At 69.8% G+C, this 16800-nt stretch carries 11 protein-coding genes; 5 read left to right on the plus strand and 6 right to left on the minus strand.

The window, feature by feature from the left end; genetic code table 11:
• Positions 1-146 precede the first annotated feature (146 nt).
• The 5 genes from AB8P05_RS06055 (at position 147) to AB8P05_RS06075 (ending at position 9828) form a co-directional block, all read left to right on the plus strand.
• Positions 147-545: a response regulator transcription factor gene (locus AB8P05_RS06055; protein WP_455172345.1), complete on the plus strand. Its 399-nt coding sequence runs from the start codon at positions 147-149 to the stop codon at positions 543-545.
• Positions 542-5728: an exonuclease domain-containing protein gene (locus tag AB8P05_RS06060; RefSeq protein WP_472759182.1), complete on the plus strand. Its 5187-nt coding sequence runs from the start codon at positions 542-544 to the stop codon at positions 5726-5728. Before AB8P05_RS06055 ends, AB8P05_RS06060 begins: the two co-directional genes overlap by 4 nt.
• 270 nt (positions 5729-5998) lie before the next feature.
• Positions 5999-7657 carry a PAS domain-containing sensor histidine kinase gene (locus tag AB8P05_RS06065; protein ID WP_472759183.1) on the plus strand — a complete coding sequence of 553 codons (1659 nt, stop codon included), beginning with the start codon at positions 5999-6001 and terminating at the stop codon, positions 7655-7657.
• 72 nt (positions 7658-7729) lie between these two features.
• Entirely contained in the window at positions 7730-9436 is a 1707-nt protein-coding gene (locus AB8P05_RS06070; protein WP_472759184.1) for a PAS-domain containing protein, read from the plus strand.
• Positions 9433-9828, plus strand: a complete 396-nt coding sequence (locus AB8P05_RS06075) for a response regulator (RefSeq protein ID WP_455172351.1) — start codon at positions 9433-9435, stop codon at positions 9826-9828. Before AB8P05_RS06070 ends, AB8P05_RS06075 begins: the two co-directional genes overlap by 4 nt.
• A gap of 68 nt (positions 9829-9896) precedes the next feature.
• Here AB8P05_RS06075 and moeB read toward each other — a convergent pair whose 3' ends face one another.
• The 6 genes from moeB to AB8P05_RS06105 all read right to left on the minus strand — a co-directional run bounded on the left by moeB (position 9897) and on the right by AB8P05_RS06105 (position 16740).
• Positions 9897-11054 (minus strand): molybdopterin-synthase adenylyltransferase MoeB, encoded by a 1158-nt coding sequence (gene moeB, locus AB8P05_RS06080; protein ID WP_472759185.1) that lies wholly within the window; start codon positions 11052-11054, stop codon positions 9897-9899.
• A gap of 13 nt (positions 11055-11067) precedes the next feature.
• Entirely contained in the window at positions 11068-11352 is a 285-nt protein-coding gene (locus AB8P05_RS06085) for a MoaD/ThiS family protein (protein ID WP_472759186.1), read from the minus strand.
• Positions 11349-12767 carry a TfuA-like protein gene (locus AB8P05_RS06090; RefSeq protein ID WP_472759187.1) on the minus strand — a complete coding sequence of 473 codons (1419 nt, stop codon included), beginning with the start codon at positions 12765-12767 and terminating at the stop codon, positions 11349-11351. The genes AB8P05_RS06085 and AB8P05_RS06090 overlap by 4 nt, the downstream gene beginning before the upstream one ends.
• Before the next feature lie 29 nt (positions 12768-12796).
• The gene (locus AB8P05_RS06095; RefSeq protein WP_472759188.1) at positions 12797-14056 is read right to left on the minus strand and encodes a YcaO-like family protein; all 1260 of its coding nucleotides are present in this window, start codon (positions 14054-14056) and stop codon (positions 12797-12799) included.
• A gap of 215 nt (positions 14057-14271) precedes the next feature.
• Positions 14272-15318, minus strand: coding sequence for a hypothetical protein (locus tag AB8P05_RS06100; protein ID WP_472759189.1), 1047 nt, complete (start codon positions 15316-15318; stop codon positions 14272-14274).
• 357 nt (positions 15319-15675) lie between these two features.
• Positions 15676-16740, minus strand: coding sequence for a hypothetical protein (locus AB8P05_RS06105; protein WP_472759190.1), 1065 nt, complete (start codon positions 16738-16740; stop codon positions 15676-15678).
• Between the last annotated feature and the right edge of the window lie 60 nt (positions 16741-16800).

Raw genomic sequence — 16800 nt, forward strand, 5'->3', positions numbered from 1 at the left:
CCGTTCTTTGGTCGGGGGAGCCGGGGGTGCCGCTTGATCCCCGCTTCTCTTTGCTCGTACCATGGACATTCCAGGGCACGAATGCATTGCCCCGGCCACAAATTTGGGAAGCCGGCAGCAGACCGGCGTACCGGAGGACGCCCGCCATGAAGCCGACCATCCTGGTCGTCGACGACGAACCCAGCATCGTCCTGTCGCTCCAGGTTCTCATGCAGCGCGCCGGGTTCGACGTGCGCATCGCCCGCGACGGGGACGAGGCGCTCCGCTCGGTGGAGAGCTTCACCCCCGACCTGATCCTGCTCGACGCCATGATGCCGAAGCGCGACGGCTTCGACGTCTGCCAGACGCTGCGGACCAATCCGGCCTGGAAATCCCTGCCGATCATCATGCTGACGGCGCGCAGCCGCGACGTCGAACGGCAGAAGGGGCTGGCGCTGGGCGCCACCGACTACATCACCAAGCCCTTCTCCACCCGCGACCTGCTGACCACCGTCCGCCGCCATCTGGGCCTGCCTGCGGCCGGCAGCGTGGAGCCGGCGCCGTGACGGGCATCAAGGCCGCACCCATGACCGGCGCCGCTCCCCAGCCCCGCCGCATGGTGCCGCTGGCCTTCCGTGCCGCCGGGCTGGGTCTGGTGGCGCTGTCGGTCGGGCTGGCGATGGCGGTGCGCGGGTCCGACGCGGCGGATCCGCTGCTGACCTATGCCGTGGTGATGACGGCGGCCTGCGCCGCGGCGGTGTGGGGGCTGTGGCTGGCGGTCGACCGCTATCTGCTGCGCGCCGCCGAAACGCTGAGCCGGGAAGCCGGGCTGATCGCCCACGGCAACGCGGAGGGCACGGTCGGCGGCCGGGTGCCGCTGGCGCGCTACGGCGACCTGCAGCCCATCGCCCGCGCGGTCAACGACCTGTCGGACAAGCTGGCGCAGGTCCGCCGCGACATCGCCCGCACCGTCGCGGACTCGACCGCCAAGGCGGAGGAGCAGAAGACCCAGCTCGCCGCCGTGCTGCGCGACCTGCATGAAGGCGTCCTGGTCTGCAACACGCGGCACCAGATCCTGCTCTACAACCAGACCGCCCTCGACATCCTGCACCTGACGGGGGAGCTGGGGCTTGGCCGCTCGCTGCTGCATTTCGTGGTGGCGGAGCCGCTGACCCACACGCTGGAACGGCTTTCCCTGCGCGTGCGCGAAGGGCGGCACGTCAACCACGAGCACGGCACCACCGCCCAGTTCGTCGGCGCCACCACCGACGGCCGCATCCTGCTGGAAGGCCGGATGAGCGCCATCCTGCAGGACCCGGAACCGGGATCGGAGGAGCCGCCGGTCATCACCGGCCCGATCATCACCGGCTATGTGCTGACCCTGTCCGACGCCACCAGCGAACTGGCGGCGCTGGGCCAGCGCGACGCCCTGCTGCGCGAGGCGACGGAGGGGTTCCGTGCCCCGATCGCCAACCTGCGCGCCGCGGTGGAGACCCTGTACGACGCGCCGGACCTCGGCCCCGGCGACCGCGCCGCCTTCGAAAGCGCGATGCTGGAATCCTGCGACAGCCTGTCCCGGCGGCTGGAGCAGGTGAGCGCCGCCTACCGCAGCGTCGTCACCGGCAGCTGGCCGATGAGCGACATCCACTCCAACAACCTGATCGGCCTCGTGGCCCACCGGGTGGGAACCGCGTCCACCGCCACCGTCACGCTGACAGGCCTGCCGCAATGGGTGCATGGCGACAGCCACGGGCTGGTCCTGCTGTTCGCCTATCTGATCGAGAAGGTGCACGGCCTGACCGGCGCCACCGCCTTCGACCTGGAGGCCGCCGGGCCGCAGGACGGCGACCGCTGGGTCTACCTGGATCTGGTGTGGGAGGGGGTGGCGGTGCCCAGCGCCACGCTGGATGGCTGGCTGGACCAGACGCTGCCGGGCGGGCTGGGGGGACTCAGCGCCGGCGACGTGCTGCAGCACCATCGCAGCACCGCCTGGAGCGAGCCGCTGCCGGGTCCCGACGGGACGGCCGGCCGGGCTCGGCTGCGCGTGCCGCTGCCGCCGGCGCAGTCGCCGCGCTCCGCCCAGCCGCGGCCGCGGGCCGGCGCCCGGCCGGAATTCTTCGACTTCGGACTGCTGCACCAGCCACTGGCGACCAGCGAGCTTGGCCGCACGCCGCTCGACCGGCTGCATTACGTGGTGTTCGACACCGAGACCACCGGCCTGTCGCCCAGCACCGGCGACGAGATCATCCAGATCGCCGCGGTCCGCGTCGTCGGCGGGCGCATCCTGACGGGGGAGACCTTCAACACGCTGGTCGACCCCAAGCGGCCGATCCCGCCGGAATCGGTTCCCTTCCACGGCATCACCGACGGCATGGTGGCCGGCAAGCCGACCATCGACGCCGTGCTGCCGCAGTTCCGCAGCTTCGTCTCCGGCGCCGTCATGGTGGCCCACAACGCCGCCTTCGACCTGAAGTTCCTGAAGATGAAGGAACGGGCGGCGGGGGTGGCCTTCGACTGCCCGGTGCTGGACACCATGCTGCTGTCGCGGATGCTGCTGGGCAACGACGGCGACCACACGCTGGACGGCATCGCCGAGCGGCTGGGCATCGAGGTGGTCGACCGCCACACCGCGCTGGGCGACAGTCTGGTCACCGCCGCGGTCTTCCTGCGGATGATCGAGATGCTGCGCGAGCGCGACGTGCGGACGCTGGACGACGCCATCCGCGGCGCCAACATCCTGGTCGAACTCGCCGCCCGGGAACGCGCCTTTGAGCGCGCCGGCCCGCGAGGACCCGCCAGCCCCCCGCCGCGGCGAGCGTATGGCCGGGCTGTTCCTGCTGGCCGCCGTGCTGTTCAGCCCGCCGCTGCTCGGCCTGTTCGGGGTGGAGGGCACGATCCTTGGGGTGCCGGCCCTCTATGCCGGGGTCTTCGGCATCTGGGCGGCGGTGATCCTGCTGGCGGCGCTCGCCGGCCGGACCCGGTAGGGAGAGGGGGCGGCATGGACGTCGGGCTCGATTGGGGCACGGTCCTGGTCGCGGCGCTGGCTTATCTGTGCGCCCTGTTCGCCATCGCCCATTGGGCCGACCGGCGGGAGGCGGCGGGTCGCGGCGTCATCGCCTCGCCCACCATCTTCGCCCTGTCGCTGGCGGTCTACTGCACGACCTGGACCTTCTACGGCTCAGTCGGGCGGGCGGCGACAATGGGGATCGGCTTCCTCCCGGTCTATCTCGGCCCCACCCTGCTGATGCTGCTGGCCCCGCTGGTCCTGCGCAAGATCCTGCGCATCGCCAAGGCGCAGCGCATCACCTCCATCGCCGATTTTCTGGCGAGCCGCTATGGCCACAGCCCCCTGCTGGGCGGGCTGGTGGCGCTGACCGCCACCGTCGGCGTTACTCCCTACATCGCCCTGCAGTTGAAGGCGGTCGCCGTCAGCTTCGACGCGCTGACCGGCGGCGGGCTGGAGGCGTCACCGGCGCCCGTGCTCGACCAGGGGTTCCTGATCGCCGCGGTGATGGCGCTGTTCGCCATCGTCTTCGGCGCCCGCCAGATCGACGCGGCGGAGCATCACCCCGGCATGGTGGCAGCCATCGCGCTAGAATCGCTGGTGAAGCTGGTCGCCTTCCTGGCGGTGGGGATCTTCGTGGTCTGGGGCCTGCACGGCGGGCTGGACAAGCTGTTCGCCGCCGCCGGCGCCGTCCCCGACCTCGCCCGGCTGTTCGACGGCGACATCGCGCTGGAAGGGGCGGCGTCCGGGGTCTGGGTGACGACCACCATCCTGTCGGCGGCGGCGATGCTGTGCCTGCCGCGCCAGTTCCAGGTGATGGTCATCGAATCGGTGGACGAGCGCCAGCTGGACCGCGCCGTCTGGCTGTTCCCGCTCTATCTCCTGCTCATCAACCTGTTCGTCCTGCCGGTGGCGCTGTCGGGGTTGCTGACCTTCGGCGGGCGGGTGGACCCCGATCTGTTCGTGGTCGCCCTGCCCCTGCATGGCGGGGCGGAATGGCTGGCCCTGCTGGCCTTCCTCGGCGGACTGTCGGCGGCGGCCGGCATGATCGTGGTCGAGACGGTGGCGCTGTCCACCATGCTGTGCAACGACCTTGTGGTGCCGGTGCTGCTGCGTTTCCGGCCGGCGGCGCTGGCGCGTTCGGCCGATCCGGCGCCGCTTCTGCTGATGGTCCGGCGGGTGGCCATCGTCGCGATCCTGCTGTTCGGCTACGGCTATTACCGGCTGGCGGGATCGGCCTATGCGCTGGTGTCGATCGGGCTGATCTCCTTCGCGGCGGTGGCGCAGTTCGCCCCGGCCCTGATCGGCGGGCTCTATTGGCGCGGGGCGACCCGGCGCGGCGCCATCGCCGGGGTTACGGCCGGCACGCTGGTCTGGGCCTACACGCTGCTGCTGCCCAGCTTCGCGCGGTCGGGCTGGCTGCCGGGCAGCTTCATCGCCGACGGGCCGTGGGGCATCGCGGCGCTGCGCCCCTACGCGCTGTTCGGGCTGGAGGGCTGGGACCCGCTGGCCCATGCCCTGTTCTGGAGCGCCCTTGCCAACATCGGCGCCTATGTCGGGCTGTCGCTGTTCGACCGGCCGGACGCGGCGGAGCGGGCACAGGCCGCCGCCTTCGTGGATGTGTTCGAGCCGGCGTCCGCCGCCCTGCCGCCGACCTCGGCGGCGGACTGGCGCAGTGCTGCCAGCGTCGGCGATCTCGCCCGGGTGGTGGCCCGCTTCCTCGGCCCGCAACGCGCCGAACAGGCCTTCGCCGGTGCCGACCCGGACGAGCCGGCGGGGCCGGAGCGGCTGCGGCTGGCCGAACGGCTGCTGGCCGGCGCCATCGGCGGGGCGTCGGCGCGGGTGGCGCTCGCCTCCTCGGTCTCGGCGGGCGGGGTGGAGGCGGCGGAGCTTCTGCGCATGCTGGACGAGACCAGCGACGTCATCGCCCACAGCCGCCAGCTGGAGCTGAAGACGGCGGAGCTGGAACGCGCCACCGACGCGCTGCGCGCCGCCAACGAACGGCTGACCGAGCTGGACCGGCTGAAGGACGACTTCCTGTCCACCGTGACGCACGAACTGCGCACGCCGCTGACCTCGATTCGCGCCTTCAGCGAGATCCTGCACGACGATCCCGACCTGGAGGCGGAGCAGCGGCAGGAATTCCTGGCCATCATCATCAAGGAGAGCGAGCGGCTGACCCGCCTGATCAACCAGGTGCTTGACATGGCGAAGATCGAGGCCGGGGCGCTGGACTGGCGGATCGAGGCGATCGCCCCGTCGGCCCTGCTGGGCCAGGCCGTCGCGGCGACGGAGGCGCTGTTCCTGGAGCGCGGCATCGCCCTGTCGGTGGACATTCCCGGCGACCTGCCGCCGGTGCGCGGCGACGAGGACCGGGTGATCCAGGTGGTGGTGAACCTGCTGTCCAACGCCGCGAAGTTCACGCCCTCCGGCGGCCGGACCCGGCTGGAGGCCCGGCCGGACGGGGGAATGCTGCGCGTCACGGTGACCGACAGCGGCCCGGGCGTGGCGCCGAAGGACCGCAAGCTGGTGTTCGAGCGCTTCCGTCAGGCCGGCGACACGCTGACCGGCAAGCCGGCCGGCACCGGCCTGGGGCTCGCCATCGCCAAGCGCATCGTCGAGCATCTGGGCGGCCGGATCGGGGTAGAGGATGCCCCCGCCGGGCTGGACGCCGATTCGGGCAAGGGTGCCGCCTTCTGGTTCACCCTACCGCTTGCACCGCTACCGCGGGAGGCCGCCGGCTGATCTGCGACAGCCCATTCACAACCGTCTCGCCGCATTGCAATCCCGTGTTATCCTGCCCGCCGACCGCGTGCGATAATCGAGTGGGGGATTTCCGTCTTGCGGCCCGATCCGGATTTGCGGCAACAGTGCCATACAACCGATGGGGCACCGTACGCCACGGTGCTTCCCGTTCGAACGATCCGCGCTTATGGTGGAGCGCCCGGATCCGGTTGCGGCACGGGTCCGGTGGGACGGTCCGCCGGTCGGACGGGTTGGCGGTAGGAAGGCGGAATGGGAAAAATTCTGGTTGTCGACGACGAGAGGGACGTCGAGACGCTGATCATGCAGCGTTTCCGTCGCGCCGTCCGCGCCGGTGAACTGGAGTTCCTGTTCGCCCATGACGGACAGGAGGCGCTGGCGACCCTGCGCGCCCGGCCCGACATCGACATGGTGCTGAGCGACATCAACATGCCGGGGATGGACGGGCTGACCCTGCTCGACCATCTGCCGCAGGTGAACGCCGACATCCGCGCGGTGATGGTCTCGGCCTATGGCGACCTGGGCAACGTGCGGGCGGCGATGAACCGCGGCGCCTTCGACTTCATCATCAAGCCCATCGATTTCAGCGACCTGGAAGCCACCATCCACAAGACGCTGGAGGCCTGCCGCGCCGTGCGGCGGCTGCGCGACGCGCTGCAGGAGACGCGGACGGCGGAGGCTGCGTCGCGCGCCCAGGCCGCCCGCCTGCGCCGGGTGCTGGACGGCAGCCCCATCGGCGTGTCGATCATCACCGAGACCGGCGAGCTGCTCTACTGCAACCAGCGCTGCACCGACCTGTTCGGCGTGCCGGCAGAGACAATGCAGCAGCGCTGCTCCCCCACCCTGTTCCGCCATGTGCGGGAACGGCTGCCGGACCGGGCACCCGGCGCCGTGCCTCCCTCCGACGAGATCCATTACCTGCGCGAGGACGGGCGGACAGTGTGGATGGCGATGTCCGTCGACCGCACCAATTACGAAAACCAGCCGGTCTTCATCGTCTGGCTCTACGACATCACCGAGCGCAAGGTGCAGGCGGAGGCGCTGCGCAGCGCCAAGGATTCGGCCGAACAGGCGCTGGCCGACCTGGAGCGCATGCAGTCCCACCTGATCCGGGCGGAGAAGATGGCGGTGATCGCCCAGCTGATCGCCGCGGTCGCGCACGAGATCAACACCCCCGTCGGCATCGCGCTGACCGCCGCCACCCACCTGCAGACGGCGTCGGAAGCGATCATCATGACCTTCAAGGGCGGCCAGCTGCGCAAGAGCGACTTCCAGGACTATGTCGGCACCGCCAGCGAGGTCTCCACACTTCTGGTCGCCAACATCGAACGCGCCGCCGCGCTGATCCAGAGCCTGAAGCTGGTGACGGAGGGCAAGGCCAGTTCGCCGCGCAGCCGCGTCGGCCTGCGCGACTACCTGTCCGACATCGTGCTGGCGGTGCAGGTTCAGCCGGCCGCCGCCGGGCACCAGCTGACCCTGGAATGCCCGGACGGGCTGGCGCTCGACACCTACCCCGGCGCACTGACCGAGGTGCTGCTGGCCCTGCTCACCAACGCCTTCGCCCACGCTTTCGAAGCGGAGCCGGTTGCCGTCGCGGCCGGTGCCGACGATGGCGGGCAGCGGGACGACACGCTTCGCCGCCCCGGCAAGGTCACCGTTTCAGTGCGGATGCTGGACGAGGAGCGGGTGGAGCTGCGCGTGTCCGACGACGGCTGCGGCATCCCTCCCGACATCCAGCCGCGGCTGTTCCAGCCCTTCACCACCACCCGCCGCGGCGCCGGCAGCATGGGGCTGGGGCTCTATGCCGTCTTCAATCTGGTCACCGGCAAGCTGGGCGGCGAGATCGACATCGACAGCCAACCCGGCCGCGGAACCTGCGTGGTGCTGCGGCTGCCGCTGGACGCCCCCTGACCGGCGAAGCCCTGCGCCATCGCCGGAACCGCGCAGCCCACCAAACGCAGTGACGCCAACGGGGCCATCGCCATGGACGATATCCTGAAACAGCTGCCGGCCTCGGTCCGCCCGCCCTTCGAGCCGCTCGAGGAATCGATGGAGCGGGGGCGCATCTACCACGACCAGCTGGTCGCGGCGATGCCCGGCCAGATCGTCCACACCGGCGACCGGATCCTGCATTGCAGCACCTCGCTCGCCCGCCTGCTGGGCTATGAATCGGTGGGTCAGGTGCTGGCCCTGCCCGGCCCCCTGTCGCTGGTTCCGGAGGATGCGCACGAGGCCGAGCGCGACGCCTACGTCCGCTGCCTCGACGGGCGAAGCGGGTCGCTGGCGCGGCGGATCAACCGCTACCGCGCCGACACCAGCACTCAGTGGTTCGACCAGCTGCTGGAGCCGGTCGACTGGGGCGGCATGCCCGCGATCATGGAAACCCTGACGCAGATGCGTCCGCAGGCCGCCAACGCCGACCTGCCGCAGCAGGAACGGCTGCTGCAGACGGCCATCGACGCCATGCCGAACGGCGTGCTGATGCTGGACTGCGATCTGCGGCTGCAGGGGGCCAACAGCGAATTCTACCGTCTGTGGGACTATCCACCCGGCATGTTTCCGCCCGGCACGCCGGTCTCGGTGGTGCTGAACTACAACCACAGCCGCGGCGACTATGGCGACGTGCCCCGCGAGCCGACAGTGGCGGAGCTGTGCACCCGCTTCCTGGTCAAGGGGGTCATCAATTCGGAACGCCGGGTCCCCCACGGCCGCACGCTGGACATCCGCACGGCGCCGCGGGCGGACGGCGGCTATGTCATCACCCACCACGACATCACCGACCGCAAGCGCATCGAGGACGAGCTTCGCCTGGCCAAGGAGCGGGCCGAGGCCATCCTGAAGGAGCTGCGCGAGACCCAGCAGCAGCTGATCATCCAGGAGAAGATGGCCTCGCTCGGCCAGCTGACCGCCGGCATCGCCCACGAGCTGAAGAACCCGCTGAACTTCGTCAACAACTTCGCCGAACTGTCGAGCGAACTGCTGGACGAGCTGCTGGAACTGCTGGGGCCGCTGAACGACCATCTGGACGGCGCGACCCGCACCGATGTGGACGAGCTGGTCGACAGCCTGCAGAGCAACCTGCGCAAGATCGCCGACCACGGCCGCCGGGCCGACAACATCGTCAAGAGCATGCTCGCCCATTCGCGCGGCGGCGGCGGCGAATGGCAGACCACCGACCTGAATGCCCTGGTGGAGGAGGCACTGGCCCTGTCCTACCATGCGGTGCGCGCCCAGGACCGCAGCTTCAACGCGACCCTGGAGCGCCGATGGGATGCGGCGGTGGGCGAGGTGAAGCTGGTGCCGCAGGACATCTCGCGCGTGCTGGTCAATCTGTTCACGAACAGCTTCTACGCCATCCGCAAACGGCAACTGACCTGCAACGATCCCGCCTACGAGCCGACGCTGACGGTCACAACCGAGACGAGAGGAGCGGACGTCTCCATAAGAATACGGGACAATGGCGTCGGCATGTCTCCCGCAGTGATCGAAAAGCTTTTCACGCCATTCTTCACCACGAAGCCTACCGGGGAAGGAACCGGGTTAGGTCTTTCACTCAGCTACGACATCGTGGTACATCAACACAGGGGCCGTTTCGACGTATCCAGCATCGAAAACGAGCACGCCGAGTTTACGATCACGCTGCCACGGACTGTGACGGCCATGTCGCTAGGGGAGCGCCGAAAGACATGACCCTGGGAATCCTCGTCGTCGATGACGAACCGGATATCGAGGATCTGTTCCGCCAGCGCTTTCGCGCAGAACTGCGCCGTGGCGAACTGGCGCTTCACTTCGCGTCTTCTGGAGAAGAGGCGCTTGAAAGTCTGGGGACGGGCCTGCAACCGGAAGCTGTTCTTGTCCTCAGCGATATCAATATGCCGGGAATGAGCGGTCTCGACTTCCTGCAGCGCCTTCGCGCGGAAGCCCCGCATGTGCCGGTCATCATGGTCACCGCCTATAGCGACACCGAAAACCGCCGCCGCGCCCTGGACATCGGCGCGATCGAACTGGTGACCAAGCCCGTCGACTTCGTCGCCCTGAAGAAGCTGGTCCAGAACGTCATCGTCCAGAAGACGGCCGCCTGACGCCCTTTTCCGGCCATCTGCCATCTGGTGGCCGATGGCGGAAAAAGGGAACCGGCGGCCGGACTCCGTCACCCCGCGCACACCGCCGCGATGTCGCTCAGGTCCGGCCGCGCACCGGCCGAACAGGACGGGCAGTCGGGATCGACCGGAACCGCGATCTCGTTGAACTCGCCGCGCAGTCCATCATACAGCAGCAGACGGCCGGCCAGCGGTTCGCCGAGGCCGAGCAGCAGCTTGATCGTCTCCGCCGCCATGATGGTGCCGATCACGCCGGGCAACACGCCCAGCACGCCGGCCTCGGCGCAGGACGGGGCGTATTCGGCCGGCGGCGGTTCCGGGAACAGGCAGCGATAGCAGGGCCGCACCCCCGGTGCCGCACCGCCGAACACCGACACCTGACCCTCGAAGCGGAAGATGGCGCCGTAGACGTTCGGCACGCCCAGCCGCAGGCAGGCGTCGTTCACCAGATAGCGCGTCGGCAGATTGTCCGACCCGTCGACCACCACATCGTGTCCGGCCAGCAGGTCCAGCACATTGGCGGCCTCCAGCCTCGTGTCGTGCGACACCACCTCGATGGTCGGGTTGAGGTCCAGCAGGGCGGCGCGGCCGCTTTCCACCTTGCGCTGGCCAAGCCGGCTTTCGGCATGCAGGATCTGGCGCTGCAGGTTGCTGCGCTCCACCCGGTCGTCGTCGATCAGGGTCAGGCGCCCGACCCCGGCGGCGGCGAGATAGAGCGCGATGGGCGAGCCCAGCCCGCCGGCACCGATCAGGGCGACGCGGCTGCGCAGCAGCTTGTGCTGCCCGGCCTCGCCCACCTCCGGCATGGTCAGGTGGCGGCGGTAGCGCTCGCGCTGGGCGGCGTCGAGCTGCGGCGGCACCTCCACCGGCAGGCCGGCAGCCTTCCAGCCGGAAAAACCACCGGCGACCGACCGCACATCCGCATAGCCGAGCCGCAGCAGATCCTCCGCCGCGAACAGCGACCGGGTGCCGCCCGCGCACATCAGCAGCAGGGGACGCGCCGGGTCCGGCGCCTTCTCCTCGATCCGCAGTTCCAGGAAGCCGCGCGGCAGGCGCAGCGCCCCGGCCGGGCTGCCGGTCGCCGTCTCCTCATCCTCGCGGACATCGACCAGCAGGGCACCGTCCCGCTGCAGGGCGAGCGCGTCGGCAGCGGTGACTTCGACGATGCGGGCGCGCAGGTCGGCAAGGCGCCGGTCCTTCATGCTCATGACGCGAGGCTCCTCAACCGCCGGCCAGGGCGACCATCAGGGTCAGGGTGGCGCCGGCCGGCAAGGCCGCTTCCAGCCCGCCCAGCCGCCGCACGTCGTCGCGGCCGAGATAGACGTTCACGAAACGGCGCAGTTCGCCCTCAGCGGTGAACAGCCGGTCACGGAAGGCGTCCTGACCGGCGGTCAGGGCCGCCAGCGCCTCGCGCACGGTGGCGCCGGGCACCGTCACCTGATCGCGCCCGCCGACGAAGCCGCGCAACGGGGTCGGCACGCGGATGGTCACCACGGCATCGGTCATGCCTGCATCTCCTTCTCCGTCACGGAAGCATCCGGACCGGCCGGCCCGGACGTCGCCAGGGCCGCTTCCGCCTCCGCCGCCAGCTGGCGGAACAGGTCGCGCACCTGCTTGGCCCGCATCAGGTCGATGCGCAGGTCATGCAGGTCCTTGAAGCCGCATTCAAAAGCCCAGACATCGGCCGGCGCATCCATGCCGCAGGCCGTGTTGGCGAGATGCTCGGCGACAAGCTCCTCCACCGACTCGGTCGGCTGGCGGCTGGCATCGCCGAAATGCAGCTCCATGATGCGCTCCGCAAGCGCGGCTTCCTCGGCGGTCGCCTCATACAGGCCGCGCAACCGCAACTCGTTGAGCACCGGCTTGGTCGTGCGGGCCAGGAAGCGCCGCGGGATCATCCAGCGGAGCATCGCCCGCTCGACCGCCAGTTCCGCCATCAGTTCGTTGAACTCGGCATCGGTCAGGTCGTTGCGGCGGCACCAGTCGGCCAGCGCCTCCGGCCCGGAGAGGCGGCGCGCGGTGCAGAAACGCCGCGTCTCGGTCGCGATATCCGCCTGGTCCACCGTGACGCCGACGACCTCCGCCAGTTGGATGGCGAGCAGCCGGCCGAGGGCCGCCTTGTTGATCTGCTCGAAATCCGGCCGGTGCAGCGCCGCGTGGCTGGCGATCTCCGACAGGGGAACGGCGTGCCCGCCGTGCGACACGCGGCGGTCGCGCTCGTACAGGACATCGAAATAATGGGACGCGTTGAAGGTGAAGGGGGCCGGGCGCGGCGGCGTGACCAGGCTGGCGAGATGGATCAGCAGCGCTTCGGCATCGCGGCGCTTCTGGTCGACCGCCCCGCTTTCCAGGAAGCGCTCCAGCCGCTCCACCTCCGCGGCGGTCAGCTCCGCCTCGCTCCACACCCGGTCGCGGGTGCGCTCGGTGAAGTACAGGCCCTTGGCCGCCGCGATCACCCGGTCGTGCAGCGCGGCGTCGACCACCCCGGCCGCGAGCGCGGCGGCCATGCTGGCCCGCAGATTGACCAGCGGTTCGGACAGCGGGAAATAGCCGTCGTCGGGACCGGCATGGGCCAGCGCCACCTCGTCGTCGCCGGTCAGCCGGCCGTCGATGTACTGCCGCGCCACCTCGCCGACCGGCACCATGCCGAAGGGATGGCATTCCGCCGCCCGCAGAGCCCCCATGCTGGAAGCCCCATAGACCGCGATCCCCTTATGCAGCGCATAGAGGATCTCCTTGTGCCAGACCGACAGCGACTGGCCGAAGACGCCGTCGATCAGCGCGATGGCGTCCGGCCGGTGGATGGTCATGGCGCTGAGGATGTCGGCCTGGGCGGCCGGCGGCAGATAGACCGCGCCGGGCAGCAGCGCCCTGGCATCGGCCAGCGGCATCGTCGGGCCGAGGAAGACACAGATTTTCATGCGGGATCCGCCACTCATGCCGCCACCACTCATGCCATTGCCCCGGCCACCGGCCTGGGAGCATGGGCCTTCAGCGCCTCCGCGAAGGCGAGCGGGCGGGCGCCTGGGGTGTAGAAGTCGAACTGGTAGCCTTCCAGGCCCGGCACCACCACCCGCACCACAGGGATCCCCATCTCCGGCTGGGTCAGGTCGAAGACCAGAGCCTGCCCGATGCCCGAGCGGCGCAGGACGTCCAGCAGCAGGGCGATATCGCCCTCGAAGGTGGGGGTGGACAGGTTGGCGTGGCGGCGGCCGTCGACAAGCGCCGGGGTGCTTTCCAGAGCGGCGATCTCCGCCGTGCCGTCGGCGTTCTGGTTGCGGATCAGGTCGCGGCGGAAGAAGTCGTCGCGCGACCCGGCAATCAGCACCAACCGCGACTGTACCGCCTCGGTCAGGGCGCGGCACATGGCGACCGCCGGCTCCAGGTGGCTGCCGTAGCCGCGGTGGATGCCGGTCTTGCGGGCGTCGCGGTCATAGACCATCGCCATGTAGGTCGGCACCCCCATGTCGGTGGTGACGTCGAACAGCAGCGGCACGATGCCGGCCTTGTCGAAACGCTCCAGCAGGTCGCGCACCGACGGCGCATCGATGGTCGAGAGATCGACCCGCGGCGTGGCCCAGCGCAGCGCTTCGCCGACATAGCGCCAGCAGGCGACCGAGTCGCGCTCGATCACCTCGTACAGACCGGCGGCGACCGCCTCCAGGATGTGGTTGCCGCTGGCAAGCCCGTTGGTGCCCATGGCGTAGAAGCTGCGCAGCCCCGGCCGGGCGACCGGATTGCTGTAGAGCCCCACCGCCGTCCAGGGCGCCGCGATCGTCCGGCCTGACATCAGGTCCCAACCCCAGGTCCAGAATTCCGGACGGTCGGGACGGAAGGCGCCGTTCTTGGTGCCGGGCAGCCGGTCCACGGGAATCCGCGCATCCGCCGGAAGGTCGTTCCAGCTGGCCTCCACATAGGGAAGCTTCATCGTCTCGGCATGATGGAACTCGATGGCCTCCATCGCCGCGGACACGGTGGCGGCGGCAAGGCTGAAGCCCTTGCCGGCGCTGCCGGACAGGGTCGGGCTGTTCGGCCGATGCCCCAGAACGGTGTGGATGCCCAACCGGTCGAGGCCGGTCACGTCGGCAAGGCGCGTGATGCCGCAACGCGCGAAGTGCGGTGAGATCCTCGCCAGCGTCTCCTCGGGCGTCGCCGTGCGGTGGGTTCCCAGGAAGAAGCGCTTGGCCGCCCGGTGAACGGTGTCGCCCAACCGGATTCCATCCGGGCCGGAGGGCGGGACGGCCGTCGCGAAGGACGGGGCTTGTGCGGGAATCGCGCTGTTGGGCATGGGCTCGATCAGGCTCTCAGCTCCGGCTCAAACGGTCAACCCCCGGCATCGTCCGGTCCCACGGGCAGGTGGGGCCGGACGATGCCGGGGAACGGATCGATGCGGCGGCGGAACGCTCTCGCCGCCGCGCGTCGACATCACGCCTCGGCCGAACCGTCGCTGTCCTTGGCGGGAGCGGACGACGGGACCGGGCTGGCAGCCGCCGCCTGCGCCGTGGCGGCGGTGGCCGCCGCAGCGAAGGACTGGGCCGGAGCCGCGGCAGCCGCATGAGCGGCGGTGGCAGCGGCGGCGAAGGACGGAGCCGGGGTCGCAGCAGCAGCGTGCGCAGCGGTGGCAGCGGCCGCGAAGGACGGAGCGGGCGTCGCGGCAGCAGCGGCCGTCGGCGCCGGAGTCGCGGCGGCAGCGTGCGCAGCCGTGGCGGCGGCAGCGAAGGACGGAGCGGGCGTCGCGGCAGCGGCGTGGGCAGCCGGCGCCGGAGTCGCAGCGGCAGCGTGAGCAGCGGTGGCGGCAGCGGCGAAGGACGGAGCGGGCGTCGCGGCAGCGGCGTGGGCAGCCGGCGCCGGAGTCGCGGCGGCAGCGTGCGCAGCGGTGGCGGCGGCAGCGAAGGACGGAGCCGGAGTTGCAGCAGCGGCGTGAGCGGCCGGCGCCGGAGTCGCGGCGGCAGCGTGCGCAGCCGTGGCAGCAGCAGCGAAGGACGGGGCGGGCGTCGCGGCAGCGGCGTGAGCGGTCGGCGCCGGAGTCGCGGCGGCAGCGTGCGCAGCGGTGGCGGCGGCAGCGAAGGACGGAGCCGGAGTTGCAGCAGCGGCGTGAGCGGCCGGCGCCGGAGTCGCGGCGGCAGCATGCGCAGCGGTGGCGGCAGCGGCAAAGGACGGAGCGGGCGTCGCAGCGGCGGCCTGAGCGGTGGCAGCGGTGGCGGCAGTGGCCGCTGCAGCCGTGGCGGCGGCAGCGGAGGCGGCGGTCGCGATCGATTCGACCGCATTGCCGACATCGACCCCGCCCTTGCCGGACAGGCTGCCGAACGCTTCGGCTGCAGCGCCGCGGACATCGTCCGCCGTTATGCCGGCAAAGCCGTTCTGCGCCAGTAGCGCCTGTTTACCGGCAGCATCCGACGCATTCAGTTGATCCCGAAAACCGCCATCCGTCGCGAGACGCTTAATAAGGTCAATTGCCTGTTCGCTGGCCATAGGGCCCTCCTGCAACCGGTCTGCCAATTTGATTGCTACTAATGGGAAGCAATGGTCATACTGTTAGCATAGGCAATCGAGAAAATTGCCACGGAAATATTGTACCTCTCAACAGATTACAGGCGGTTTCCGGCAACCGAGGCGGCGCAAGAGCCAATCCGCACACGATGGTATCGAATGCAATGCGCCAGCGCCGCCGCTCATGACAAGTCGACAGCGACACTGACGCATTAGCCTTGCCTGAAACAACCAATCATTGAGGCAATGGACGAAGCCTGAAACTTGGCCAAACCGGTCCGAGATTACGGCGGTTCAGACTCACCCCTCCGAAGGTCGCTTCACGCATTGTTCAGCAGGTTACGCCGCCTTCGCGCCGCCTATTCTGCAGCTTTCGACATTGGCGGTGACCGGCATCAGCACCCGTCCACTGAGGGTTTCGATCATTGCCGCGTTGCCCGCGATCTGAACCGCTGCAATCGCACGGCCGTCCACCGTCTCGATGGCGGACGTGCTGCCCGCGACCTGAACCGCTGCAATCGCACGGCCGTCCACGGTCTCGATGGCAGAGGTGCTGCCCGCAACCTGAACCGACGCAATCGCACGGCCGTCAACGGTCTCGATGGCGGACGTGCTGCCCGCGACCTGAACCGCGGCGATCACACGGCCGTCAACGGTCTCGATGGCAGAGGTGCTGCCCGCGACCTGAACCGACGCAATCGCACGGCCGTCCACGGTCTCGATGGCAGAGGTGCTGCCCGCGACCTGAACCGATGCAATCGCACGGCCGTCCACGGTCTCGATGGCAGAGGTGCTGCCCGCGACCTGAACCGCGGCAATCGCGCGGCCGTCAACGGTCTCGATGGCGGAGGTGCTGCCCGCGACCTGAACCGCGGCGATCGCACGGCCGTCCACGGTCTCAATGGCGGACGTGCTGCCCGCGACCTGAACCGACGCAATCGCACGGCCGTCAACGGTCTCGATGGCGGACGTGCTGCCCGCGACCTGAACTGCGGCAATCGCGCGGCCGTCAACGGTCTCGATGGCAGAGGTGCTGCCCGCGACCTGAACCGACGCAATCGCACGGCCGTCAACGGTCTCAATGGCGGACGTGCTGCCCGCGACCTGAACTGCGGCAATCATGCGGCCGTCAACGGTCTCGATGGCGGAGGCGCTGCCCGCGACCTGAACCGCGGCAATCGCGCGGCCGTCCACGGTCTCCCGCGTGCTGGATTGAGCAGTGTTGCCCTGCCCATTCGAAAGGGCGGAGGTCGCCGTCCGCAGATCGGAAGCAGTGATCCCAGCGAAGCCGTAACGCTGCAGGAGATCCCGCTTCTCCTGCATGCCAGAGTTGTTCAACTGATTGCGAAAGCTGTTGTCGGTAGCCAGCGCCTTCAAGAGATCGAGAGCTGTCGATCCAGCCATCCTGATCGCCCCCATTGTCCACGCCGGCCAGTCCGGCGAACAAGTGGACGATAACGAAAC

This window comes from Azospirillum sp. VT-I1, assembly GCF_055698305.1.

What these genes read in the sequence shown, in the direction of transcription:
- AB8P05_RS06055 (WP_455172345.1), top strand. Translation starts at nt 147, where the DNA reads ATGAAGCCGACCATCCTGGTCGTCGACGACGAACCCAGCATCGTCCTG.
- AB8P05_RS06065 (WP_472759183.1), top strand. Translation starts at nt 5,999, where the DNA reads ATGGGAAAAATTCTGGTTGTCGACGACGAGAGGGACGTCGAGACGCTG.
- AB8P05_RS06070 (WP_472759184.1), top strand. Translation starts at nt 7,730, where the DNA reads ATGGACGATATCCTGAAACAGCTGCCGGCCTCGGTCCGCCCGCCCTTC.
- AB8P05_RS06075 (WP_455172351.1), top strand. Translation starts at nt 9,433, where the DNA reads ATGACCCTGGGAATCCTCGTCGTCGATGACGAACCGGATATCGAGGAT.
- moeB (WP_472759185.1), bottom strand. Translation starts at nt 11,054, where the DNA reads ATGAGCATGAAGGACCGGCGCCTTGCCGACCTGCGCGCCCGCATCGTC.
- AB8P05_RS06085 (WP_472759186.1), bottom strand. Translation starts at nt 11,352, where the DNA reads ATGACCGATGCCGTGGTGACCATCCGCGTGCCGACCCCGTTGCGCGGC.
- AB8P05_RS06090 (WP_472759187.1), bottom strand. Translation starts at nt 12,767, where the DNA reads ATGAAAATCTGTGTCTTCCTCGGCCCGACGATGCCGCTGGCCGATGCC.
- AB8P05_RS06100 (WP_472759189.1), bottom strand. Translation starts at nt 15,318, where the DNA reads ATGGCCAGCGAACAGGCAATTGACCTTATTAAGCGTCTCGCGACGGAT.
- AB8P05_RS06105 (WP_472759190.1), bottom strand. Translation starts at nt 16,740, where the DNA reads ATGGCTGGATCGACAGCTCTCGATCTCTTGAAGGCGCTGGCTACCGAC.